Annotated in this window: 24 protein-coding genes and 1 tRNA gene; 15 read left to right on the plus strand and 10 right to left on the minus strand. The window is 57.3% G+C overall.

The genetic code is table 11. The annotated features are described in order from the left end of the window. Positions 1-74 precede the first annotated feature (74 nt). Positions 75-494, plus strand: a complete 420-nt coding sequence (locus D7M11_RS11040) for a DUF309 domain-containing protein (RefSeq protein WP_120747253.1) — start codon at positions 75-77, stop codon at positions 492-494. Between the two features lie 66 nt (positions 495-560). Here D7M11_RS11040 and D7M11_RS11045 read toward each other — a convergent pair whose 3' ends face one another. Then, positions 561-1,103, minus strand: coding sequence for a thioredoxin family protein (locus D7M11_RS11045; protein ID WP_120747254.1), 543 nt, complete (start codon positions 1,101-1,103; stop codon positions 561-563). A gap of 161 nt (positions 1,104-1,264) precedes the next feature. Between D7M11_RS11045 and D7M11_RS11050 the strand changes: the two genes are divergently transcribed. Both D7M11_RS11050 and D7M11_RS11055 read left to right on the plus strand, forming a co-directional pair. Beyond that, positions 1,265-2,008 carry a pseudouridine synthase gene (locus D7M11_RS11050; protein WP_193556170.1) on the plus strand — a complete coding sequence of 248 codons (744 nt, stop codon included), beginning with the start codon at positions 1,265-1,267 and terminating at the stop codon, positions 2,006-2,008. A gap of 61 nt (positions 2,009-2,069) precedes the next feature. After that, positions 2,070-2,861 (plus strand): Cof-type HAD-IIB family hydrolase, encoded by a 792-nt coding sequence (locus D7M11_RS11055; RefSeq protein ID WP_120747255.1) that lies wholly within the window; start codon positions 2,070-2,072, stop codon positions 2,859-2,861. Positions 2,862-2,931: 70 nt separating this feature from the next. On the opposite strand, the gene D7M11_RS11060 is transcribed toward D7M11_RS11055, so the two are convergent. Together D7M11_RS11060 and D7M11_RS37325 are read right to left on the minus strand one after the other, a co-directional pair. Further along, positions 2,932-3,024: a sporulation protein YjcZ gene (locus D7M11_RS11060; protein ID WP_120747256.1), complete on the minus strand. Its 93-nt coding sequence runs from the start codon at positions 3,022-3,024 to the stop codon at positions 2,932-2,934. Positions 3,025-3,074: 50 nt separating this feature from the next. After that, positions 3,075-3,170, minus strand: coding sequence for a YjcZ family sporulation protein (locus D7M11_RS37325; protein ID WP_420818046.1), 96 nt, complete (start codon positions 3,168-3,170; stop codon positions 3,075-3,077). Between the two features lie 200 nt (positions 3,171-3,370). Between D7M11_RS37325 and D7M11_RS11070 the strand changes: the two genes are divergently transcribed. Beyond that, complete coding sequence (locus D7M11_RS11070; RefSeq protein ID WP_120747258.1) at positions 3,371-4,426, plus strand: hypothetical protein; 1,056 nt, start codon at positions 3,371-3,373, stop codon at positions 4,424-4,426. Positions 4,427-4,472: 46 nt separating this feature from the next. Here D7M11_RS11070 and D7M11_RS11075 read toward each other — a convergent pair whose 3' ends face one another. Next, entirely contained in the window at positions 4,473-5,867 is a 1,395-nt protein-coding gene (locus D7M11_RS11075) for an RsmB/NOP family class I SAM-dependent RNA methyltransferase (protein ID WP_120747259.1), read from the minus strand. Positions 5,868-5,967: 100 nt separating this feature from the next. After that, entirely contained in the window at positions 5,968-7,182 is a 1,215-nt protein-coding gene (locus D7M11_RS11080; RefSeq protein ID WP_120747260.1) for a GGDEF domain-containing protein, read from the minus strand. A gap of 127 nt (positions 7,183-7,309) precedes the next feature. On the opposite strand from D7M11_RS11080, the gene D7M11_RS11085 reads away from it, so the two are divergent. The 3 genes from D7M11_RS11085 (at position 7,310) to D7M11_RS11095 (ending at position 13,288) form a co-directional block, all read left to right on the plus strand. Further along, on the plus strand, positions 7,310-8,443 hold the full coding sequence (locus D7M11_RS11085; protein WP_120747261.1) for a glycosyltransferase family 4 protein: 1,134 nt from the start codon (positions 7,310-7,312) through the stop codon (positions 8,441-8,443). A 259-nt stretch (positions 8,444-8,702) separates the two neighbouring features. Beyond that, positions 8,703-10,001 carry a metallophosphoesterase family protein gene (locus tag D7M11_RS11090; RefSeq protein WP_120747305.1) on the plus strand — a complete coding sequence of 433 codons (1,299 nt, stop codon included), beginning with the start codon at positions 8,703-8,705 and terminating at the stop codon, positions 9,999-10,001. After that, the gene (locus D7M11_RS11095; protein ID WP_158606558.1) at positions 9,998-13,288 is read left to right on the plus strand and encodes an AAA family ATPase; all 3,291 of its coding nucleotides are present in this window, start codon (positions 9,998-10,000) and stop codon (positions 13,286-13,288) included. The genes D7M11_RS11090 and D7M11_RS11095 overlap by 4 nt, the downstream gene beginning before the upstream one ends. Before the next feature lie 62 nt (positions 13,289-13,350). Here the strand turns inward: D7M11_RS11095 and D7M11_RS11100 are convergent, their stop codons facing one another. Beyond that, the gene (locus D7M11_RS11100) at positions 13,351-14,322 is read right to left on the minus strand and encodes a DMT family transporter (protein WP_120747263.1); all 972 of its coding nucleotides are present in this window, start codon (positions 14,320-14,322) and stop codon (positions 13,351-13,353) included. Positions 14,323-14,854: 532 nt separating this feature from the next. On the opposite strand from D7M11_RS11100, the gene D7M11_RS11105 reads away from it, so the two are divergent. Continuing rightward, positions 14,855-15,136, plus strand: coding sequence for a hypothetical protein (locus tag D7M11_RS11105; RefSeq protein WP_120747264.1), 282 nt, complete (start codon positions 14,855-14,857; stop codon positions 15,134-15,136). 34 nt (positions 15,137-15,170) lie between these two features. Next, positions 15,171-15,611: a hypothetical protein gene (locus D7M11_RS11110; RefSeq protein WP_120747265.1), complete on the plus strand. Its 441-nt coding sequence runs from the start codon at positions 15,171-15,173 to the stop codon at positions 15,609-15,611. Here D7M11_RS11110 and D7M11_RS11115 read toward each other — a convergent pair. Together D7M11_RS11115 and D7M11_RS11120 are read right to left on the minus strand one after the other, a co-directional pair. Continuing rightward, positions 15,543-16,583 (minus strand): YkvI family membrane protein, encoded by a 1,041-nt coding sequence (locus D7M11_RS11115; protein ID WP_120747266.1) that lies wholly within the window; start codon positions 16,581-16,583, stop codon positions 15,543-15,545. The two genes, D7M11_RS11110 and D7M11_RS11115, sit on opposite strands and share 69 nt — an antisense overlap. 177 nt (positions 16,584-16,760) lie before the next feature. Further along, entirely contained in the window at positions 16,761-17,519 is a 759-nt protein-coding gene (locus D7M11_RS11120; protein ID WP_120747267.1) for a DUF4309 domain-containing protein, read from the minus strand. Between the two features lie 192 nt (positions 17,520-17,711). Here D7M11_RS11120 and D7M11_RS11125 point away from each other — a divergent pair, with 192 nt between their 5' ends. The 6 genes from D7M11_RS11125 to D7M11_RS11150 all read left to right on the plus strand — a co-directional run bounded on the left by D7M11_RS11125 (position 17,712) and on the right by D7M11_RS11150 (position 20,402). Then, a complete protein-coding gene (locus D7M11_RS11125) occupies positions 17,712-18,278 on the plus strand; it encodes a xanthine phosphoribosyltransferase (protein ID WP_120747268.1) in 567 nt (188 codons plus the stop codon). A 78-nt stretch (positions 18,279-18,356) separates the two neighbouring features. Then, positions 18,357-18,686 (plus strand): hypothetical protein, encoded by a 330-nt coding sequence (locus D7M11_RS11130; protein ID WP_120747269.1) that lies wholly within the window; start codon positions 18,357-18,359, stop codon positions 18,684-18,686. A 132-nt stretch (positions 18,687-18,818) separates the two neighbouring features. Then, entirely contained in the window at positions 18,819-19,040 is a 222-nt protein-coding gene (locus D7M11_RS11135) for a hypothetical protein (protein WP_120747306.1), read from the plus strand. Positions 19,041-19,045: 5 nt separating this feature from the next. Next, entirely contained in the window at positions 19,046-19,756 is a 711-nt protein-coding gene (locus D7M11_RS11140; protein ID WP_158606559.1) for an adenosylcobinamide amidohydrolase, read from the plus strand. A 69-nt stretch (positions 19,757-19,825) separates the two neighbouring features. Then, positions 19,826-19,909, plus strand: a tRNA-Leu gene (locus D7M11_RS11145). 214 nt (positions 19,910-20,123) lie between these two features. After that, positions 20,124-20,402, plus strand: coding sequence for a hypothetical protein (locus tag D7M11_RS11150; protein ID WP_120747271.1), 279 nt, complete (start codon positions 20,124-20,126; stop codon positions 20,400-20,402). Positions 20,403-20,485: 83 nt separating this feature from the next. Here D7M11_RS11150 and D7M11_RS11155 read toward each other — a convergent pair whose 3' ends face one another. Together D7M11_RS11155 and erm are read right to left on the minus strand one after the other, a co-directional pair. Further along, positions 20,486-20,980 (minus strand): GNAT family N-acetyltransferase, encoded by a 495-nt coding sequence (locus tag D7M11_RS11155; protein WP_120747272.1) that lies wholly within the window; start codon positions 20,978-20,980, stop codon positions 20,486-20,488. Between the two features lie 90 nt (positions 20,981-21,070). Beyond that, positions 21,071-21,907, minus strand: a complete 837-nt coding sequence (gene erm, locus D7M11_RS11160; protein ID WP_120747273.1) for a 23S ribosomal RNA methyltransferase Erm — start codon at positions 21,905-21,907, stop codon at positions 21,071-21,073. Positions 21,908-22,312 lie beyond the last annotated feature (405 nt).

Raw genomic sequence — 22,312 nt, forward strand, 5'->3', positions numbered from 1 at the left:
AGAAGCCCCCTTTTCGGACGTTAGCCGGAAAGTGAGGGCTTCGCTTCCATTTCACACGTCGAAGGAGGCCGGAGATGAACGGGTTTGATCTGCTGTTTGTCGATTTTATATACTATTTCAACGTCGAACGGGACTATTTCGAGTGCCACGAGGTGATGGAGGAGCTGTGGCTGGAGGAAGGGCGCAATCCGCTGTACCAGGGGCTTCTGCAAGTGGCGGTCGCGCTGTATCACCACCGGAACGGCAATGTCGGAGGCGCCATCAAGCTGTTCTCGCAAGGGATCGAGAAGCTGAGCTTTTATCCGCGGCAGACGATGGGGATCGATCTCGGCAAGCTGGTCGCCGATGCGGAAGCGTATTTGGACAAGCTGCTGAACATCGATGAGGAGCCGTGCGAGTTTTACGATCTGGATATTGCGATTGTGCATTCCGAACTAGCGGCGATGGTCGAGGAGCTTAAAGCGTTTCCGCCCGCGAAACAACAAGAACCGTAAACGGAACCCCGGTTTACATACAAAAAAGCGGCAATCCCCGAAAGGAATTGGCCGCTTGTTGGCATGTCACTTTTTCTTCGCTTCCTCGAAAAACTTTTTGAAATCGTCGGCGGAATAACCGGGTTGTCCGTCATGGCTGATGCCGCCTTCCATGCGAAGCACTTCCTTGCCGCCTTTGTAATAAATAATCGTCGGCGTTGCCTTGATGTTGAACTCGTTCCAGCCCGCCTCGTATTCCCACAGATTGAACTGCTTCAGATCGACGCCCGCCGTTTTGGCGATCGGATTCAGTATCGGCGTAGTGGCGATGCAGTGTGGGCAGGTCGTTTGGAAATAGTAGACGAACATATCTTTTTTGGCGCTTAGATCGCTCTTGAGATCGGCCGTTTTAATAATGTTCTGGTAGTTCGCATCGCCGAGCTGAGCGAGCGTCTCCGGTCTGAGCTTGACGGCTTCCACACCGTAAAGCTGTTTCGATTTGTCGTTCATGGCCGGATCGATTTGGCTGACGCGGGCTTGCTCCTTTGTCTTTTCGCTTTGATGATTTACAATGAAAAGTAGGACGAATAGTCCGACGATAATGCCTAAATAAATGAGCAGCTTTTTCACGTGATCCCCCCGGAACGGATACAGTATTTTTTGCAGACAGAAATATAAAATTCTACTTGCTCCCCTCTGTTTCCTTCCGGGTACAACACTAAAATTATGATCATTTTTTGAACGCTAAGCTCGAAATACATGTTCATGCGAGGCCAGAGAGGGGATTACAGGTGGGGAAAAAACAACGGCTTGACAAAATTTTGGCGCATATGGGGTACGGCACGCGAAGCGAAATACGCCGCATCGTCAAACAAGGAGCGGTGAAAATCGGCGATGTATCGGTCAAAGACAGCGGTTTGCAGGTCGATCCCGAGCTGGATATGATCCTGGTGGATGGCGAGCGGGTCGTGTACCGTGAATTCATTTATTTGATGCTTAACAAGCCGCAAGGGGTCGTATCGGCGACGGAAGATAGCCGGGACAGGACCGTCCTCGATCTGCTGGCGGACGAATACGGCCACTTCGAGCCGTTTCCGGTCGGCCGTCTCGATAAAGATACGGAAGGTTTGCTGCTGCTTACGAATGACGGCAAGCTGGCGCACAATTTGCTGTCGCCGCGGAAGCATGTGCCCAAAACGTATTTCGCCGAGGTGGAGGGGGCTGTCGGCGCAGCCGACATAGCGGCGTTCGAGGAAGGCGTCGTACTCGACGACGGCTACCGGACGATGCCGGCCAAGCTGGTCGTTTTGAAGGAAGGCGATCCCATGGCCCGGACCGTTGCCAAAATCGAACTGACGATAATGGAAGGGAAGTTTCATCAAGTGAAGCGGATGTTTCAGGCGGTCGGCAAAAAAGTCGTTTATTTGAAGCGCATCTCGATGGGACCGCTGCTGCTCGACGAGCATCTGGCGGAAGGACAATACCGGGAGCTGACGGAGGACGAGCTCGAGCTGCTTAAGAATCATTCCGGTTAAAGGGCTGGCGTTTGAAGCTAGGGAGGATAGCCCGTACGTACAGAGAGAGGGAGAGGAAGGAATGAAGTATCGCTTGATTGCGCTCGATGTGGACGGCACGCTGCTGAACGACCGTTACGAGCTGACGGAAAGGACGATTCGCGCGGTTCGAGACGTTGCGGATAGAGGGGCGACGATCGTGCTGTGCACCGGCCGCTCTCCGGTGAACACGCTGCCGATCCTTGAGCGGCTCGGCCTCGAAGGAACGATTATTACGCACAACGGGGCGGCTACGGTCCGCTCGCAGGACCGGCATATCGTTCACAACTATACGTTCGATATCGGTGAACTGGACGCGGTCTTCGCTTATTGCCGCGACAACGGATTGCATTATGACGTTTGCACGCCGTTCCAACTGTACGTGGACGAAGAACTCAGCGAAGAAGTAGCCGGTATGTATGACAAATATATGCTCCAGCCGACCCGGATCGCCGCTATGTCCGAATTGCCGGAGCGGCCGGTCAAATTTACCGTGTTCGGCGATAAACAGGCCATCGACCGGGCCGAGCACGACTGGGCGGAGCTGGGGCTGCCGCTTACCGTGCTCCGCAGCGGCGACTACTTCATCGATCTGATGCACCCGGACGCTACGAAGGGAAGCGCTTTGCGAGAATTGGCGCTATCCCTCGGCATCGACCGGACCGAGGTTGCGGCTATCGGCAATTATTACAACGATATCGAGATGATCCGGTATGCCGGGCTCGGCATCGCAATGGATAACTCGCCGGAGGATGTGAAGCGGGCAGCCGATGCGGTTACGGTCTCGAACAACGAAGAGGGCGTTTATGTCGCTCTGAACCGGTACGTTTTCTGATGATATAGAAGAAGGGGCTGTACGCCAGGCTTGAAGCCCGGCGTACAGCCCCTTTATTTTTCCCGCGATATTAGTACAAGAACCCGCGGGATACGATTACGAGCAAAATGAACAGTACGAGAATGACACCAGTGGACGTGAATGCTCCTCCTACTCCGGACATAGGATAACCTCCTTATAAAATCGATTTGATTGGAGAACTAGGTTCCGTTATTAGTACAAAAACCCGCGGGATACGATTACGAGCAGGATGAACAGTACAAGTATAACGGCGGTTGTCGTACCGAAGCCAATACCAGACACCTGCAATTCCTCCCCATATGAAGGTATTTTCCGAATGCGGACCGATAAGGTTATCTTTGGGCTACCTGGATAGCCGGTTTCCGCATTCGGCATACTCCATCATATTGTGAAGCCTCCTTTTTAGATACGGACAGCTGCCCGGACGCATAGAAAATGGGCCAATTCCGCATATTATGCAGCAACAACCTCGAGAGGAGAATGGAGTCATGACGAATATCGCGCTCAGGCCTGCTCTGAAGACGGCCGGCGGGGAGGTTACCGAACTGCTCTTGGACGGGCGTTTCGTTGGGATGATGACGCTGGTATACCGGGAGAACGGGCGTTTGGCCGGCTCCGTCCAGCTCGAGCGGGAATCGCTTGCAGGCAAATGGAAAATGGAAGCGGTACAAGCGGCGCAAAACTATATCCGGCATTTGACGGAGGCGCTTGGTGCCAAAGACTGTGAAGTGATCGTGACCTGGAGCTCCTACGAGCTTATGATATCATTCGGGGATCAAACGGATGGGGATGAGCTGTTGGACGACCGGGCTTTGTTCGAGGACGACGACGATACATGGCTCGGAGATGTCGAGCCGGACGAGATCGATACGATGCTGATGAACGATGACGATGAAGAGGAGCTATACTCCGGGGAGCTTGTCGTCGTAGGTGAAAGCCGCAATCGGATCGAGTACCATTTCTATGGCGGGGATGGGGAATGGCTGGCGGAGGCGTTCGCTCTGCTAAGCGGGACCGATGTGACGGCCGAGGTCGACTGGAAGATCGGCCCGTCGGAGGAAGAAGCCGAGTCGCTCATCGAACAGCTTGTTGCCGATTTTGATCCTGACGAGGTGGATTCGTTTTATATCGAGATGCTGGCGGACGGTGTCGTGGTCGAAACGCTGGAGCTGACACACGAGGATCTGTTGAGCGAGGACGAGCCGGGCCTAAGCGAGTACACAGCGGAACAGCCTGGCACAGGCGCCCTTGACTACTCGGTCATTCTGACCCGGGACGACGGCGATACGCTTACTTACGATCTGTACAAGCAGTCTCATGGAGGCTTGCCGATTGCGCAGGCGACCATCGACGTGAGCCGCCGCGAGCTGACGGGATTTATCGATTTTCACGATCCGGAAAGTCTGGACAAACGCGAATGGATCGGAGCCCTGCTCATGCGGGAGCTGGATAAGGAAAAAGATTACGACACTCTAAATTTATCGATGCTTCTAGCGAATAAACTGGTCGACGACATCTGGTATGAGACGGAGACGTATCACTAAAGCCAGTCGGTGGGTCCAATATATAACAGGCCAAACAGGGGGGATTTTATCCCCCCTGTTTGCGCAGCCCTTTCGGGAAATGATTTTTCAGCTGTCCTCCGCTTGCCTTGCCCCACCCCAGCGGATAACCTTCCACCGTTACGAGCGTCCAGCCTGACACTTCACCGCCCGCGACAATCGTTTCCCCTCTAAGATACGCTTCCGTTTCGGGTGCGTTCACGTCCAGCCGCATCACGCTCCGGCATTGGTCCGCCCGCACCGCCATAGCCAGTGAATGCGACGGCTCCGCCCGCCCTTTGCGCAGCAAAGCGAGATGAAGGCCGGGACGCAGTATTTTGAGGCCGTCCAGATGAGCTGGCCGAAGCGGACAACCGGGCGCTGCCGAAAGCCAGTAAAGCTGCTCGCCGAACAGCACCGGCTCGCCCGGCGGCAGCGTAAAGCCGGGCACGATGTCCTCGAGCAAGCCGCTGGCGAGCGTCATCGCTTCCCGCACTGTTTTGTCGGCGGCGCCGGACGATTTACCGCCCCGCTCCTTCTTCGGGTTAGCCGCCGCATAATCGTTTTCCCGGCTAGTTTCCAGATTCCCTTTTTTGCTCAGCAGGGCGACAAAATGGCCTTCTCCACGCACCAGATGCGGCCACAGCCGTTCGGTGCGAACGAGGCGGAAGTCCGGATGTCCGGCGAGAAACGAGTCGATCGCGTTTTCGTTTTCTTCGCAGTTAAATGTGCAAGTCGAATAGGCGAGTTGTCCGCCAGGCTTCAGCATAACGGCTGCGCTGTTCAATATATCCAGTTGCCGGGCTGCGCACATCGTCACGTGATCAGGCGACCATTCGCTCACCGCTTCCGCGTCTTTGCGGAACATGCCTTCCCCCGAGCACGGCGCATCGAGCATGATTTTATCGAACATGCCGGCAAATTTGCGGGCGAGCGCATCGGGGGCGGCGCACACGACAACCGCGTTTGCGATTCCCATCCGTTCCACGTTTTCCGACAATATTTTGGCGCGCGCCGGGTGAATCTCGTTCGTGACGAGCAAGCCCCGGCCTTTCATCATTGCCGCGATTTGCGTCGTTTTCCCGCCCGGGGCTGCGGCCAGGTCGAGCACGATATCGCCGGGCTGCGGAGCGAGCAGCTCTGCGGAGGACATCGCCGACGGCTCCTGAATATAATATAAGCCGGCCTGATGAAACGGATGCTTGCCGGGCCGTGCGGTTTCGTCGTAATAATAACCTTCCTCGCACCACGGAACCGGCGATAGCCGGAATAGCGCGTTCAGCCGTTCGCGAATCGGCTCGTCCCCGGCGTGGTTGTCCAGCTTGAGCGGGTTCAGCCGCAATCCGTAAGTACGTGCTTCGTCATAGCTATGAAGAAAAGCTTCGGCTTCTTCGCCGAGCTGGTCGCGTATTCGTCCGATAAAAGCTTGCGGCAGCTCTGTCATGGTAGTCTCCTCTGTAATAGTTTCGGGATCGATTAGGGTGCTATCGGTTAAAACCGGCGTGTGGATGCTCCGATTGCCGCTGGCAGGACCGGCGCGTCTGTTATTTGGCCGCATTGCCGAGGCTTACCGTGAATTTGACGACTTTATTTTTCCCGGTCGTCTTCGCTTTGTACATCGCCTGATCCGCTTGGGCAATAAGCTGCTCCGCGGATACGTCGTCCTCCCGCGATTTGGTTTTGCTGTATCCGATGCTTACGGTGACTCCGGTCTCGGCTTCGATGCGGCCGCGCACCTTCTCGCTGAATTTGCCCATATCGATGGACGGATCCGTAACGAGCACGACCATCTCCTCGCCGCCAAAGCGCCCGGCGAAGCCGATCTCCTCACTCTCCTCCATCATAATCCGGGCAACCGCCTTGAGCGCCTCGTCGCCAGCATGATGGCCTTTAGTATCGTTCAGCTTCTTGAAGTTGTCGATGTCGCTGAACAACACGCTTACCGGATACCCAAGGCGGATATATTGGTTGGTCTTACTAAGCATATAGCGCCGATTGTACAGGCCGGTCAAACCGTCCGTAATCGCGGAATGCATGCTGGCCTGCATCAATTCGACAATCCGTTCAAAAAAAAGCATGAACAGAATAAAGTAATAAAGCAGCGGTGCATACAGCTCTACGAACGTAAGGACGGGCGACGGCGTCTCCAGCATATACCGGTTGATTAAATACGAGAGATGGATGGAGAAAAAAACGAGCAGTCCGAATTGATACCTTCTCATCTGCCCGATCTGCGCCGGAATGAAGATAAAGCAGATGAACACGAGCAGCAGCAAATAAACGTCCGGTCCGATGCGCCCGAGCTCGGCGAGCTGCTCCGGGGCCCCTTCGAACAAGGAAGGAACGAATATCCGGAACAAGGCGAGCAGCAGCGTGAGCAGCAAGGATGCATAAAAATAAAGGTGATGGCGTTTTTGTGTTGAATTATACAGTTGGTAGATCGCCCGGTTCATCATAATGAAAGCGACGACATGGATCGTCTGCGCCGCCAGGTCGAGCCGCGCTTCGTCCTGCGCTCCGAACAGCGAACCTGCGATCATGACGACGTAGTAAACAAGGAAGACAAGCACGGAAGCCGTAAGCGACAAATACGCTTTGCGGCGGCGGCTTGTAAACAGACGGACCGACATAACCAGTATCATGGTCAGCATGACCAGACTGCCGGCATAACCATACAACCGGGCGTATGGCCCGAATAACAGCTCTGATACGTTCAAGGTTGCCTCCACGAATGTTCGAGTCGATTCGACTTTTGCCATTCATTATACCATCAGATCGTCAGATCAGCGACGCTCATTCTCGCGGCGTTGCTCCGGAAAGCATGAAAGCTTAACGGGAGCGAAAACGGAGCTGGCCGGCAATTACACAATATGGGAGACGAACAAGATGAACATCCTGCAAGCGCTGTTTTTTCCTCCGGAGCAGCCCGGAGGCGTATCGTCCATGGTGCCTTACATTCAAGAAGCTTTTGCGGGCAAAGGCTGGGAGATGGAGCTGTTCTCGCTGCCGAAGCGGGTGCGGCTCAAAGGAACGGAGGAGGTTCGTTTCGAAACGTTCGATTGGACCGCTTTCGCCGGAGCGCCGATCGTCGATAAATATGTGCAGACGTACAAAGATTACGTCTGGTGGACGCGGCTCAGATTGCGCAAAACGTACGATCTGATCCATGCCCACCATCCGATAGCGGGTCTTGCGATGAAGCAGCTGTTCCCGGATACTCCGGTGCTCATCACGCTTCATTCCAGCTTCGAGCGGGAGCTGGCGCTGAACGGCAAAATAAGCCCGGGGGGGCCGGAGGAGCGATTTCTGACGTCACTGTACGGCGAGCTGGAGCATCGGCTGGACGGGATCGTTACCGTGTCGCAGTCGTTCAAAACGTATTTGTCTTCCTTCGTGCGTAACCCGGAGGCAATAAGCGTCATTCCGAACGGATTCGACGAGCGCAGATTCAAGCCGGTTCCGCATGAGAATGTTGTGCCGCAGCTGATCACCGTTTGCCGTCTCGTACCGGCCAAAGGCATCGACACGCTGCTTGCGGCGTGCTCCGAGCTGAAGAAGCGCGGATATCCGTTCGTCCTCCATCTGATCGGAGACGGACCGATCCGCGAAGAGCTGGAGCAAATGGCGGTTTCGCTAAACATTTATGAGGAAACGATCTTTTACGGCTACATGCTGCATCCGGAAGAGTTTATGCCGTTCTTCGATATTTTCGTGCTTCCGTCGCGGGCCGAGTCGTTCGGCTCCGTGTTCGCCGAAGCGGCCCTATGCTGCCTTGCGCTGGTCGGCACCGATGTCGGCGGCGTAGCCGAACAGATCGACAACGACGAGAACGGTCTGCTTGTCCCGGTGGGCGATCCGGAGGCGCTGGCGAATGCGCTGGAGAAAGTGATGCTCGATCCGTCCTATCGCTACAATCTGGCGCGTTCCGCTTGGCTCAAGGCCAAAAGTGCCTATTCGCTGCAGCGTGTCATCGGCCAGCTCCAGATGCTGTACGGCTCGCTGGGCGCAGGCGGCAAGTAAGGTAAGCGGATGCCGGTTATTCGGTGCGCGGCTGGAAGGCTGCCTTAGCAAAAGTCCTCTTCTCCCGTCAGTGGTTGGCTCCTCTTTGCCGCAACCTTTTTCTTTCAACAGGTTGCCGGACAGGAGGGAGCGCTGGCTGTCGGGCGGAGGGGCTTTTTTGGCGATTGCTCCGGTTTTTGGAAGGGAACGCTTGTACGTATGGCGGATCGTTTGTACAATAAGAAAAACGTCTATAAAAGCAAATGAACGGAGGGATGCCATGAAAGCTTTCCGGTTTATCCACGCGGCCGATCTTCATCTGGACAGCCCGTTCAAGGGCGTGTCCGCGCTGCCGCCTGTGATCCGCGATACGCTGCGGGAATCGACGTTTCGGGCGCTCGAAACGTTAGTCCATACGGCCATATCGGAGCGGGCCGATTTCGTTCTGCTCGCAGGGGACGTTTACGATACCGCAGACCGGTCGCTCCGGGCGCAGCTTCGGTTTCAAAGGGCGATGGAGACGCTCGCCGAACGCGGCATTCCGGTTTACGCCGTTCACGGCAATCACGATCCGCTGGACGGGCGCCGGGCGGAACTGCGCTGGCCGGATTCGGTCAAGTTTTTTCCGGCACACGAAGCGGAATGCGTCGCCGCGACCCATCCCTTGCGCGGCGATCTGGCCTTCGTCCACGGCTGGTCGTTCGGGACGGCGGCGGTGATGGAGAGCCCGCTGCCGCTGTTCGGGAGCCCGCGCAGCGGCGTATACAATATCGGCTTGCTTCATGCGAATGCCGATGGCGATCCCGAACACGACAATTATGCGCCCTGCTCGGTCCGGGAGCTGGTCCGGCGGGGAATGGATTATTGGGCGCTCGGTCATATTCATTCGCGGCGCGTGCTGCACGACCATCCGTATATTGTCTACCCCGGCAATGTGCAGGGAAGAAGCGTTAGGGAGACGGGGGCGAAGGGCTGCTATATCGTCGACGTGACCGAGTCGGGGAGGTCCGTGTTAACGTTTCGCCCCACCGACTGCGTGCGCTGGTTCGTCCAGGACGTGCCGATTGACGATATGCGCGGAGAGCAGGAGCTTCGGGATCGGCTGGAGGAACGTATGCGGCAATGCGAGGACGAGGCGGACGGCCGACCCTCGATCGTAAGGTTTCGCCTTACGGGCCGCGGGCCGCTTCATCGGGCGTTAGGCCGGGCGGTAACGATCCGCGAGCTGGCGGACGAGCTTCGGGAGTGGCAGCTGCGGCGAACGGAAACAGAAGAAGGGGCGGCCTTCGTCTGGATCGAGTCCATTCAAGTGCGGACCGAGCCGGAGTTGAATATGCGGCTCGCGGCCGAGCGCAACGTTTTTCTCGGCGATCTGCTGGAGCTGTCGGCCTCTCTTGCCTCGGAACAAGGCCGATCACTCGAGTCGTTTTGCGAGGAGGCGCTATCCCCGCTGCTTGCCCATCCGAAGGCTGGAGCTATACTGGCCCGGCTGCTGGCGGAGGAGCGGGACGACTGGCTGAAGGCGGCGGAAACAACTGCGGCCGCCTTAGTCGCCGAGGAGGAGGGCTGGGACGAATGAACATCCGGGATATCCGCATAGACGCCTTCGGCCAGATGCAGGGCAGGCGTTTTGCGCCGGAGAGGGCGGTGACGCTTTTTTACGGACCGAACGAAGCCGGCAAAAGCACGCTTATGGCGTTCATCCGGGCGATTCTGTTCGGTATTCCGCCGCGCAGCGCCGCTGCGGACAGTGGCTATGAGCCTCTCTCCGGGGGGCCGTACGGCGGGGCGCTGACGCTGGAAACGGAAGACGGCGCTACGTACCGGGTGGAACGGGTTTTCGCCGGCAGCCTCGGTACAGGGGGCCGCGGCCGAAGCGGAGGAGGACGCCTTCGGGTGACCCGGCTGGGAGATGCTGCCGATCCGGCGGCGATTGCCGTGCCTGCGATAACGGCTGGAAAGCAGGCGGGCGGCAGCGCCGACGAAGCGCTTCTGAAGCAGCTTCTCGGAGGCGTACAGGGCGAGCTGTTCCGCAGTGTGTTCGCCTTCGGGCTCGGGGAGCTGCAGGAGCTGGGCACGCTGCAGACGGACGAGGTCGCCGGCTTTTTGTACAGCGCCGGCTGGGGCGCGCAAGGAGCCGCCATCGCCTCGGCGGAGCGAAGGCTTGCCCAGGAGATGGATCGAGGGTACCGACCCAGAGGCAAGACGCAGGAAATCGCGCTGCTGGTCAAGCGTTTGGAGGACGAGCAGTCGGCTTTGCGGCGCAGTAAAGAGAAGACAGCCCAGTATATGGCGTGGCAGGAGGAAGCCGGACGCCTGGAACGGGAAATTGCGGAGACGGCGGAAGCGCTTCGAGACGTTCGCGAGACGGCGGTTACGCTCGAGCGGCTGCGCCGGTCGAGGGAGTACGGGCTGCGGCTGCTGGCCGTGGACCGGCGGCTGGGGGAGCTTCCGGTTATCGGGAGCTTCCCGCCGGATGCGCTGGTTCGCTTCGAGTCCATGCTCGCGGAGCGGCAAAGCCTAGGCGTGGAGCTAAGCGAGCGGCAGGCGAAGCGCGAGGAGCTGGGGCGGCGGCTGGAGTCGCTCTCTATTAACGAGGAGCTGCTCGGATTGCGGCCAAGGCTGGATGCGCTTCTGGAACGCGCGGGGGCTTACAAGGACGCGCTGACGGCCATAGGCGCCATGCAGACGGAAGCCGAAGCAGACGGTCAGGCCGCAGCGATGTCGCTAGCGCGGTTAGGCGGCGGCTGGACCGCTGCCGAGCTGGCGGCGTACCCGCTGGCGGTGGCGGACCGCGAGCGGATGCGGGAGGCGAAGACGCGCCGGGACGAGCTGAAGCGGGCGGAGGAGCTGGCTCGCGCCGAGTCGGAGCGGGCGTCCGGCGAGCTGGAGCAGGCCGAGCGGATCGCCGCGGCGGCGCGTGCGAGGCTTGGCGAAGCCGCGCTCGCGCTGAGCGAAGCGGGCGGCGAGTGGGAGCCCGGCGCGGCGGCGATGCGGCGGAAGCTGGGGCAGCTCGGCTCCGACTATGCGGAGTGGAGCCGACTGCGCCAGGAGCTGAAGTTTCTGCGCCAGCGCGAGGACGACCTCCGGCTGCTGCGCGAGCCGCCGGCGGCAGCCGTTCGAAGCGGCGGCAGAGGGCGGAGGAGCCGTGCGGACGAAGGTCGCTGGCGGCAGTGGCTGCGCCTCGCGCTGCCGGTCGCGGCGGGAGCTGCAGTAGCGGCGCTGCTGTGGCGGCAGGGCGAAGCCGCGCTCGCTGCCGTCACGCTCGCCGCGTTCGCCGCGACCGCATGGTGGATGCGGCCCGGTGCGGCTAGGCCTCCTGCAGGCGGCGGAGAAGCCGGGACGGTGGATGCGTTTGCGGAGGAGCGGGCGACGCTTTCCGGCGAGCTGAAGCGTCTGGAGGCCGCGATTCGCGAGCGGGTGAAAGGCTGGGGCCAGCCGCCGCTTGCTCTGGCTCATGCCGTCGCAAGGGACGGCAACGGCGAGGCCGCGCTTGCGGAGAGCTGGTACGAGGAGACGCGTCAGGCGGCGGATTATTGGCTGGAGGCGCGAAGCGGGCTGGAGCGGCGCGAGGCGGAGGTTGCCGAAGCAGCCGAGACCGCCGCCGAATGCGGCCGACTGGCGGAGCGGGCGCTGGACAAGCTTCACGAGGCTGCGGGACGCTGTGCCGAGGCGGAAGCCGAGTGGCGGGACTGGCTGCGGGACAAAGGCATAAACTCGTCTTTAAGCCCGGACGGCGCGCTCGAATGGCAGCTGATTGCCGAGCAGGGCAAGCAGCAGCTGCAGCGGCGCGATACGCTGCTGGCGCGGCTTGCGGCGGCCGAGAAGGAGGCTGCGGCGTTCGAGCGGGATACGCTTGCCTTGTGCGGCCCCGCGGCGCAGTCAGATCCGATCTATGCGCTCAAGCGGCGCAGGGCGGAGGCGGAGACCGAAGAGGCCCGCAGCGCGGAACGGGAGCTGCTGCTCCGCAGCGAGGCCGAGCTGGCCGTTCAGGAGACGCTATCCTCCCGCAGGATGAACGATGTCGCGGAGCGGATCGCCGCCTTGTGGTGCGATGCGGAAGCGGACAGCGAAGACGTCTTCAGGGAACGCGAGCGTTATTATGCGGAGAGAAGCGCGCTGCTGCGGGAGCGGGAGGAGCTGGCCGCGGCGCTCGACTCGATTGTTGGCGCGGAGCTGCGCGAAGAGGTGCTTCAAGCGGCTCGGCGTCCGCCCGAGGAGCTGGACGCCGAGCTTGAGCGGCTGTCCGCCCGGCAAGCGGAGCTGGAGCGGGGGTTGGACGAGCGCAGGGATCGCCGCGGCAGGCTGCGGGGCGACATGGAGAAGCTGGAGGACGGCGAGGAGCATGCCGATAAGCTGCAGCGGGTGCAAGAAACGGTAGCCGAGCTGGAGCAGGCGGCCCGCCGCTGGGCGATCTCGGCGCTCGCGCTCGGTTTGTTCGGCAAGACGCGTTCGCTGTACGAAACGGAGCGGCAGCCCGCCGTCCTGCGGAGAGCGTCCGGTTATTTCGCGGCGATGACGGGAGGACGCTATTCGCGGATCGCCGCGCCCGTCGGCGAGAACCGGCTGCTGGCGGTTAATCCGGACGGGGAGCCGATCGATTCCGCGAAGCTTAGCCGCGGAGCGGCGGAGCAGCTGTACTTGGCGATGCGGTTCGCCTTGGCGGACGAAACGGCTCCGGCCGTTTGTTTGCCGCTCGTCATGGACGACATCTTCGTCAACTTCGACGGCGACCGGCTGCGCCGCTGCCTAGAGCTGCTGCCGCCGCTCGCCGAGCGCAGACAGCTGCTGCTTTTTACATGCCACGAACATATCATTCGCGCAGCGTCAGCGGCCGTGCCCGGACTGCATGTCGTCCGGCTGTGAGCCTACGAAACAAGCCCGCCGAAATCGGCGGGCTTGTCCATTTGCAGGTTCGTTCAACCGTACTATTCCAGCAGCCGCAGCCCGAGCACGCCGGCGAGCGCGCACGCGATGCCGATCATTTCCTTCGGCGACCAGCGCTCGTTCAGGAAGAGGCGGGCGTAGAGCAGGATCAGCAGCACATTGGTGGCGACAACAGCCGAGACGAGCCCCGTAATCCCGTGCTGGAATGCAGGTAAAATAAGCGCCATTCCGGTAATGTTGGTCAAGCCGACAAGGGCGCCCCAACGCAGCGTTCTCGGAATCGACCAAGCGGAGTCGGGAGACTTCGTTCCCGTATCGCCGGGAGCTGGCGATGGACCTTCCGTTTGCTCCGTCCCGGCTCCTCCTGCCGTGGCGACACTGGAAACGGCCACTTCGCGCTTGTAACCGGTACGTGAGGCTCGCGTTTGCAGCCGACCCGTCTGCCAAAGCGCAAAAAACAGCAGTGAGCCTGTGGCGTACATGATGAATAGCGTTGGCATTTTGTCCGCCTCCCACAGCATCGCTTGCTTCGATGCCAGGTCGGTAATGCCGAACGTAATCATTGCGAGCAGCGCCCACTGGACGCCCTGCAGGTTGCGCATCGACAAGTCGTTGGAATAACGGATGAAGACGACGCCGGCGATAATAAGCAAAAAGGCGGCTGCTTGCCAGCCGTTCAGCTTCTCGCCCCAGCGAAAATAAGAGACGACGGCGACGACGACCGGCGTGAGCGCCGTGAAAACGGCGACCAGCGACGCTTTGCCGACGGAAAAGCCTTTGTACATCGAGGCGTTGGAGATGAAGGAGAAAAAGCCCATAACCGCGCCTGTCCAGACGGCTGCGCTCCACGACTGGCCGAGCAGCAGCGCCGCGGTAAGCGAGATGGCTGCGCCTGACAAGTAGACGCCGAGCAGCATCAAATTCCGCTCGATCCGCCGCTGTGACGTCCACTGATACAAAATGCCCCTGAAGCCGAAGCTAACCGCGGCCAGCACGGCGTACACAAGCCACATGCGAAGGCTCCCTTCCCGGTCCAAAAGTTGCCCTCACTATATGATTTGAAAGCGATTGCAGTCAAACGTTTTTTTAAAGTGAAACCGCGGTCGTAACCTTATTCTTCCAGGGTCGAAGCTGTCTAGGGACAGGGAAGCGGAAGTGAAAGTTCCGTTAAAGCTGCCGATAGCTCAAATGGAGCCGGGCCTATGGTGCAATAAAGGAAGTGAGGCTTCCTTTATGCAGGTCTAATAGGCTCGAGAAGCGGAACTAGCGGAACTGGAGGTTCCGCTGAGATAGCGATAACGGAAGTCAAATTTCCGCTATATCTGGCGGAACGATGATGCCCCGGCGAAGAAGAAGGGAAACTGCCGCTATGAAGGTTACAGCGAAACGATTTAGACTTTTCGCCAAAGATTACTTCCGCCTAACCGCGGCAGCTTACCTCTATGGATTTTATAATCGGGGCCGAGGAAGACAGGCGGGGGGCGTCTATTGTACAATACTTGTAGAACGGACCGGACAACATCAATCGGACCAAGGAGGGACATCATGGGCGAGGAACGCCGGAAAAACGCCGGCAGCAGGGAATTGACATACCAGGTCGGCTGGAAAAAAGGAAAGCTGAAGGTCGGGGAAAACGGCCGGGTCACTTCCTCGGAGTCGGCTGTTTTCTTTATGGAGAAGAAGAGCTGGCAGCGGATGTTGGAGCGATATGCGTGGCGGGAGGCGCCGCTTGTGCCGGATAAGGCGCTTGGCGCCTTGCTGTGGGCTTCTCCGGCCATCCTGTTCGGCCTGACTTGGTGGGGCGTCTATCTGCTGTCCCGGTTTTGACGCGTAATGGCAGCTTGAAAAGGAGGGCCTCATAATGTATACGATATTGGCGATATTCGCCGGCCTCATCGGTTTGTTCGTGACGGGAGTCGCGGTATTCACGGCATGGGCCTATTATTCGACACGCGCCAGACTGAAGCAGGCAGGGCAGCAGCCGGATGGGGACGCTCCGGCCGGGGAACCTGACTTAAGTCCGTGGGGCTGGTTTCTCCGTTTTACGGTAGCCGACTATGCGGCGTTATTTTTATTCGGCTTCGGCGCGGTTTTTCTGATTACCGATCTCATCGGCGTGATGAAGGACCGGGACATGTTTCCGATGTATCATTTCGGCTATTTGCTGTGCGGCATCCTATTTTGTTTGATGGGTATGCTGTTCATGTTCGTTCGCCTGATGCTCGTGCTGCGTTTAACGGGCGGAGCGTCCGCGTCCGCCCATCATCCGCACGAACCAGATCAGCCCGAACAGGCCGAATAGCGGATACAGGGTGGAGAGCAGCTTGCTGAACCCGATCTGACCTACAAGGAATGTACCGACCAAAATGGCGATGATAACCGGTTTGCCGGACCAGCCCGTCCGCTGCCTTATTTGCAAGGTGAGCCCGTAAATATTCGCTACATAGGTCGTAAAAATTTCGCCGAAGATGACGCCGATAAACAGCAGCTGCACGCCGGAACCAAGCTTAGCGATCAGCCGGCTCATCGGAATTTCGAACTGTGTAATGCCCGGCATCTGCGAAGACATCGCGAAGTGTCCGGCGATCAGCATGGCTGTGATCAGAACGCCGCCGAGGATGCCTCCCCGGATGATCGTTTGTCTCTCTCGGATGGCGGAGCCGAGCGGTACCAACACTGCTTGAGCCGTTACGAGGTTATAGGAAACGTACAGCAGCGGGGCCGACCAGACGGATAGTGCAGAGTAATCGCTGCCGAGCGTAAGCCAGTTGTCTGCCTGAGGCGAACCGATCGTTGCAACGACGACCAGCGAGCAGAATAGCACCATAAGCGGGACGACGACCGAGTTGACTGCCACAATGGCGGTGAGGCCGCGGGAGACGACCAGATAAGCGAGAAGAAGCGTCACAAGCAGGCCGGTCTGGTAGGAAAGCCGAAAATGCTCGTTAAACAGCGAGCCGCCTCCCGCCAGCATTACGGTCGTAATGCCGAACAGCATGAACAAGGAGAACAGGTTGAACCAGTCCCCGATCTTCGGTCCGAACAGATGCCGGTTCAAGTCTTCATAGGAGTGGGCGCGTATCGCGCCTGCCAGCAGCATCATTCGGGTGCCGAGCCAGATGAACAGCAGACCGGCTATAAGGATCGTTAAGGTAGCCGCCGCGCCGTACCTTGTAAAAAAACGCATTATTTCCTGACCGGTGGCAAAGCCTGCGCCAACGATCGTTCCCGTATACGTAAACGCAATTTGTGCCGTTTTGCCCCAAGACCGCATCCGCTCGCCCCCTTGTCCGAACCGCGTACTGCATGTAGTACAAGTTTATGTGAGCCTGGGCTTCATCATGACAAAAAAGCCTAGGCCGGACAGGGGAAGCGGGCGGTTGGACAACAGCAAAAAGCCTTTCCCGGCCGTACCCGGGAAAGGCTTTGGATGTGCACTTGAGGCGGCAGCTTACGTTTTGACGGCAAAAAGCTTAATAGACTGGATCGTTTCGGTTTTCGGATCGACATCGAGCTTCAGCACAGTGCCGTTCGCCTTGTAATGAAGTGCATAATTCGTATTCGTATCCGGTTTGCCAAGCGCGGTTTCGGCATCCTTCACCTTTTGGCCGAGATACAGTCCGTTCAGTCCAGGGTTTATGTCCTTGGAGGTGACTTCGATAAATTCCACACCGTTCAGGCGGTTAAACCCAACGATAAAACCTTCATATTCATAAACAGTCAAAGGGTCTTTGTCGTCGTCCATCTCGTATTCGCTTGCAGGCGCTTCGAACTTTTGTTTTACCGTCGTTTTCGTATCCGACAGCCGAAGCCCCATCAGCGAAGGCTTTTTGGCGTCATAGGTGGACTCGCTTGTTTCGGATGGCTGCTTGCTTGTTTCAGAAGGAGTCGGATTGGACGAAGTTTGCACCTTTTTGTCCGTTGTTCCGGCGGCACCCGCTGGCGTGGACGGTGCAGGCATATCCGGCGTCAGATTGGCTTCGACAGGCTTGGCGGATTCCTGAGCATCTGCAGCGAGCTGCGACGGCTTGCCGGCTTCGAGCTTCTCGGGCTGCTGGACCGGCGGGGACGCCACCTGTCCGAAACGCGGAGCCGAAGTGGAGGTACCGGGCAACTGGTCCGCAGCAGGGCGCGCCGAATTGCACCCGGCACTAACGGCGACGAGCAGCAGAACGGCACCCCATTTGCAAATATTCGGACAATGGTTCATAGCGATCTTCCTTTCACGGTTCAAGAGCGAATCTTCTATATACTAAGACGCTTTCGGCGCCTAATTGGTTGCAGATTTTTAAAAATTAGAAGGAGTATTTCCAATTATCCGGCTGCTTCTATCGTTTTTCTTGAATGATGGGCGAACGTTGTGGTACCTTAGTTCCAAACCTTATGTTTTCGGAGGACGATCATGGACATCTTGAAGCAAACCATTACACAGCAAGGCGTCATTTTGTCGAACAAGACGCTTCAGCTTGACGCGATTCTTAATCATCAGGTAGACCCGCAGCTTATTATGGAGGTCGGCAAAGAATTTGCCCGCCGTTTCCGCGAAGCCGGCGTTACCAAAGTTATGACGATCGAATCGTCGGGGATTACGGTAGCTTTTGCCACCGCTCTGGAGCTTGGCGTTCCGCTCGTGTTCGCCCGGCGCAAAAAAACGCTCACGGACGGCGAAGTATGGGCTGAACGAGTGCCTTCCTTTACGAAAGGAATCGTTACGGATATCGTCGTATCCAAAAACGTGCTGAGCGGCAACGATACGGTCGTGCTGATCGACGATATTATTGCGAACGGCGATGCCGCCCGCGGTCTCATTCGCATTTTGGAGCGCGCAGGGGCACGGCTGGCCGGCGTCGGCGTAGTCGTGGAGAAAAGCTTCCAATCCGGGGCGAGTCTGATCCGGGAGCAGGGCATTCGGTTCGAATCGATCGTGCAGATCAAATCGCTCGAGAACGGGCACATCGAATTCGAGTAAGATGAGAGGAATTGGAGCCTTCCATCGCGGCCCTTTTTTCGATATAATGAATGAAGGCCGAAGGGAGGAGGATACAATATGGGGAAAGAGCAAATGACGACTGAGTTTTTGCTTGGCAAGTTATCGGAAGCCAAAGTACATTTCGAGCGTGCTCTCGACTGCAAACATACCGAGTTTGACGATCTATATCCCTATATGATCGAACATCCTCAGTTTTTCTGGTACAAACGCTACGTCGCCTGGTCCGAGCTGCTGACGATTGTGAAGCTGTGCAACGAGCTTGATATCGATTGGAAGCCGGTTTTCTCCGGACAGCAAACGGAATATATCGATCGACGCGTGATGTCGAGCAAAGTGCTCGACGAGTGGTACGAGAAGAACGATTCCAAGGAGCATGTCGGCGGATAATTTGCAATCGTTACTGTTATTAGCTTAAATAAGCGACCCGAATGTTTATTACAAGCATTTGGGTCTTTTTTTAGACTGAAGCGAAGCGCGATTTATTTTAGCGAAAAAAATGGGGTGAGCCTTATGTCTTTCATGACGGACGAATTATTGGACGCTTACCGGGTCGAGGGGATAAAAATTCGCGTTGTGCGCGATGCCGATCCGGCGAACGATGTAAGGGGCCATGTCGTGGCGTGGGACGACGAAAGCGTCATCGTTCGCAGACCGAACCGGAAGGTGGTCAAGCTGTCCCGAAGCTACTTTATTCAGCCGGCTGCCGAACAGCGACCCGACAGGAATCAGGGGGCGGAATAAAGGAAGTGGCGGCGACAGGGATACGTCAGTGCGCGGGGCCGTTCTCCGGCATACGGTATAAAACAGTTTCGGCGGAAGGCGGAGACTGTGTAACGATAACGTCCGACAGTCCTCTTCTGGCTTTGAACTCCTCGGTATGGGGAGGCGGATTCGGACGCGTACATACGCTGGTGAACCGGCAGGTGCCGAAGTCGTATATGTGCGACGATCCGGTGCAGGAGATGGAGCAATTCCTGCTCTCCTGCGGTTTGGATCCCGCAGCAACAGCGGCCATGATGACGGCGGCCTACGTCAAGGACGTCGGACAATGCCATATGGCGGACGGCGAACTACAGGTTTCGTCATGGGTGACCTCGGGTCTCGGCAATACGGTGCGGGCCGGTACGACGGAGGGCATCGACCAGCTCTATCCGGGCACGATCAATGCCATTGTCGTCGTAGACGGGAAGTTGACGGAAGCCGCTATGGCGAATGCGATCATTACTGTGACAGAGGCGAAAGCGGCAGCTCTGCAAGATTTGGGTATCCTTGCGAGAAATAGCGAGCAGACGGCGACCGGAACCTCGACGGATGCGGTTCTCGTGGCCGCAACGGGCCGTGGGGAGCCGATCCGTTATGCAGGGACGGCAACGACAGTTGGTTATATGATCGGCAAGACGGTGTACGAGGCGATGATGCACGCTTCTACGATTTATTTGAAACGCGGCGCATATTGAGGCTTGACAGCTTGTCCCGCAACTGGTATTATAAATTTCGTTGACGCTTTCCAGTGTTAACGAAATTATGCGGTCGTGGCGGAATTGGCAGACGCGCTAGATTCAGGTTCTAGTGGTGTAACAGCCGTGGAGGTTCGAGTCCTCTCGACCGCATCATGCTCTTAAAGCAAACTCTTCTAAAACTTAGAAGGGTTTTTATTTTTGTTAACTCAAACGAAGTGGGCATGGGTGGTAACAGCTTGCTGCCACTCGTTGGGATAGAGGCTACCGCATCATAGTCGCCTCGAAAATTCGCCGTCATTGTTGTTTTTCAGGGCATTCGAAGGATGATAAAATAAAGAAAAGGGTGCCAAGGAGTGGGGGGGCTATGTTATGGTCTGAAGTGAGGGATCTTTTCCCTAATCAATTTGTACTGGTAGAAGAATTGAAGTCCCATTACGAAGACAATAAGCTCCATGTGGAAGAAGTGGCGGTTATTAAGCCCATTCCGGATCCTAAAGCAGCTTGGAAGGAACTATTTTCCGCAAAAAATGAACGTTTTGTTTACCATACATCGAACGAAAACATCGTCGTGGAAGTTCGGGACAAGCCCATGATCAGGAGAGCGTCACAAAATAACGCATGGATTCGGCTGGCTGGCTTATAGCTGGGCGCATTCAAGCACGGCCTGCGGAACATCGCGGGCCGTGCTCTTTTTTACTACAACAATGAAGTTCCTATTCTGGCACCTTACAAATCGTACCCGTAAACCTCGTCGTCCATCACATACCCATTCCCAATATCCGCCACTTGCGTACGCAGCAGTCTCATGCCGAAGCGTTTGTACACCGCGATCGTATCCGTATTGTGGATATTGACGGTTAACCATATTTGCTTCAGGTTGTGCCTGTTGGCGATAGTTTTGATTTCCTCGAAAGCTTGTCTCGCGTAGCCTTTGCCGCGCTGGTCCTTAAGCAGGTACAGCTTCGATAAGTAAAGCGTGCCGTCTGCTTGCGGCTGAACGCCGAAATAGCCGACCGGCCGGCCGTTCTCCATGAACAGGTAATATTCGTACCCGTCGGCAAGCTGTTTGGTCATCGCTTCCGCCGATTGAAACTTTTCGAGCATATAATCGATCTGCCCCTGATCGATAATCGAAATGAAATGCTCGTTCCATATTGTGTGGGCGAGCCCAGCCACAACGGCTATTTGCTCGGGAGTGGTCGCTTTTTGAAAGGTTAGCATGGCGTTGTTCCTTTCCCTGAATCGTTACTTGGGTGCGGCAGTTTCATCATATCAAATATGGGTTTGCTCATGCACGTCCAAACCGTCCGTTCAGCCTCTCGGCCATCGATGAGAAGCTACGTGGCCAATCATGGACGTAAACAGACTTGCCCATTGCTCCAGCGACAACGAGGCGACTGGCTGCTCGCGGTCCGCCTTGGCGAGCTGCAACGAATGCTTTAGCTGCGCCGGCGTGAAAATCCCCCTAAGCCCGTTAGCCACCATAAGCCGGGGCTCACGAAGCAGATATGCCGCGAAGGCGGTGAAATGCTTACCTTTCCCGGCAGGGATTAGCGGGCGATCTCTGCGGACCATCCGCAAAATAGCGGCATCGACGCTCGGCGGCGGGGCAAAATGGGTGCGGGGAATGACCGTTTTCATATCGAGCCGGAAGTACATGCTCCATAGCAGCGGCTTAGGCTCGGGATTCGGGTTCCGGGTAAATCTTTGAGCCGCCCCTTTCTCAAGGATCAGAACCCCGCTTTGCAGCATGCTGCCTTCGGCTCCGAGCAGCTTTTCCAGAATGGCGGTTGTGATGGAAAAGGGGATATTGGCGACCACGCAAAAAGGTTCGGCAGGCAGCCGCATTCGTCTAATATCACCTTGAATGATGTGAATATGGGGAAAACTTGCGGCTTTGTCGCGCAGTGTTTGAACAAAGCCAGCATCGATCTCGACCGCGATCACTTTGCGGGTTAATTCCGCGATCGAAAACGTAAGGCTGCCTTTGCCCGCGCCGATTTCCAGCACGGTGTCGGCCGGCTGCAAGCGCGCCATGTCGATGAGTTTTCGGATGGTGCCCGGGTTGTGCAGCAGATGCTGCGCGGTGAAATTCGGCCCCGTAATGTGCTTTCTTACCGCTCTATGCTTCTTGTTTTGTTTGCGCATTCAGATAATCCTCCCGATTCGTTTTTTCCGCGATAACAAAAAAACGCAGACTTGTGCCTGCGGCGGAAAAACGGGAATGGGTATCTAAGGGGATGCGCATCCAAATAAACGTTTGTCGTAGCGTAGGTACAAACAAACGTTTGATCGGAGGTTCGGCTCTCGAACGATGGATAGGTCAAAGTCTCTCTTCACTCTGTACGAAGGAGACTTCGGGCTTGTATTTGTTTTTAGACACGCCAAAAAGAGACAGACGCGCTGTCCCTTGTTTTTTATCCATCCAAGCAGCAGGATGTCCTAAAATGGGCAGACCGATTCCGTTTTGCTCCGCACGCAGGCAGAGCCTTTGTTCCCTATGAAATTAGCGGGACAAAGCAACAAAACGCAATCTTCCGTGATTAACTGCAC

The sequence above is a fragment of the Paenibacillus ginsengarvi genome, from assembly GCF_003626695.1.
Taxonomy (GTDB): Bacteria; Bacillota; Bacilli; order Paenibacillales; family NBRC-103111; genus Paenibacillus_AB; species Paenibacillus_AB ginsengarvi.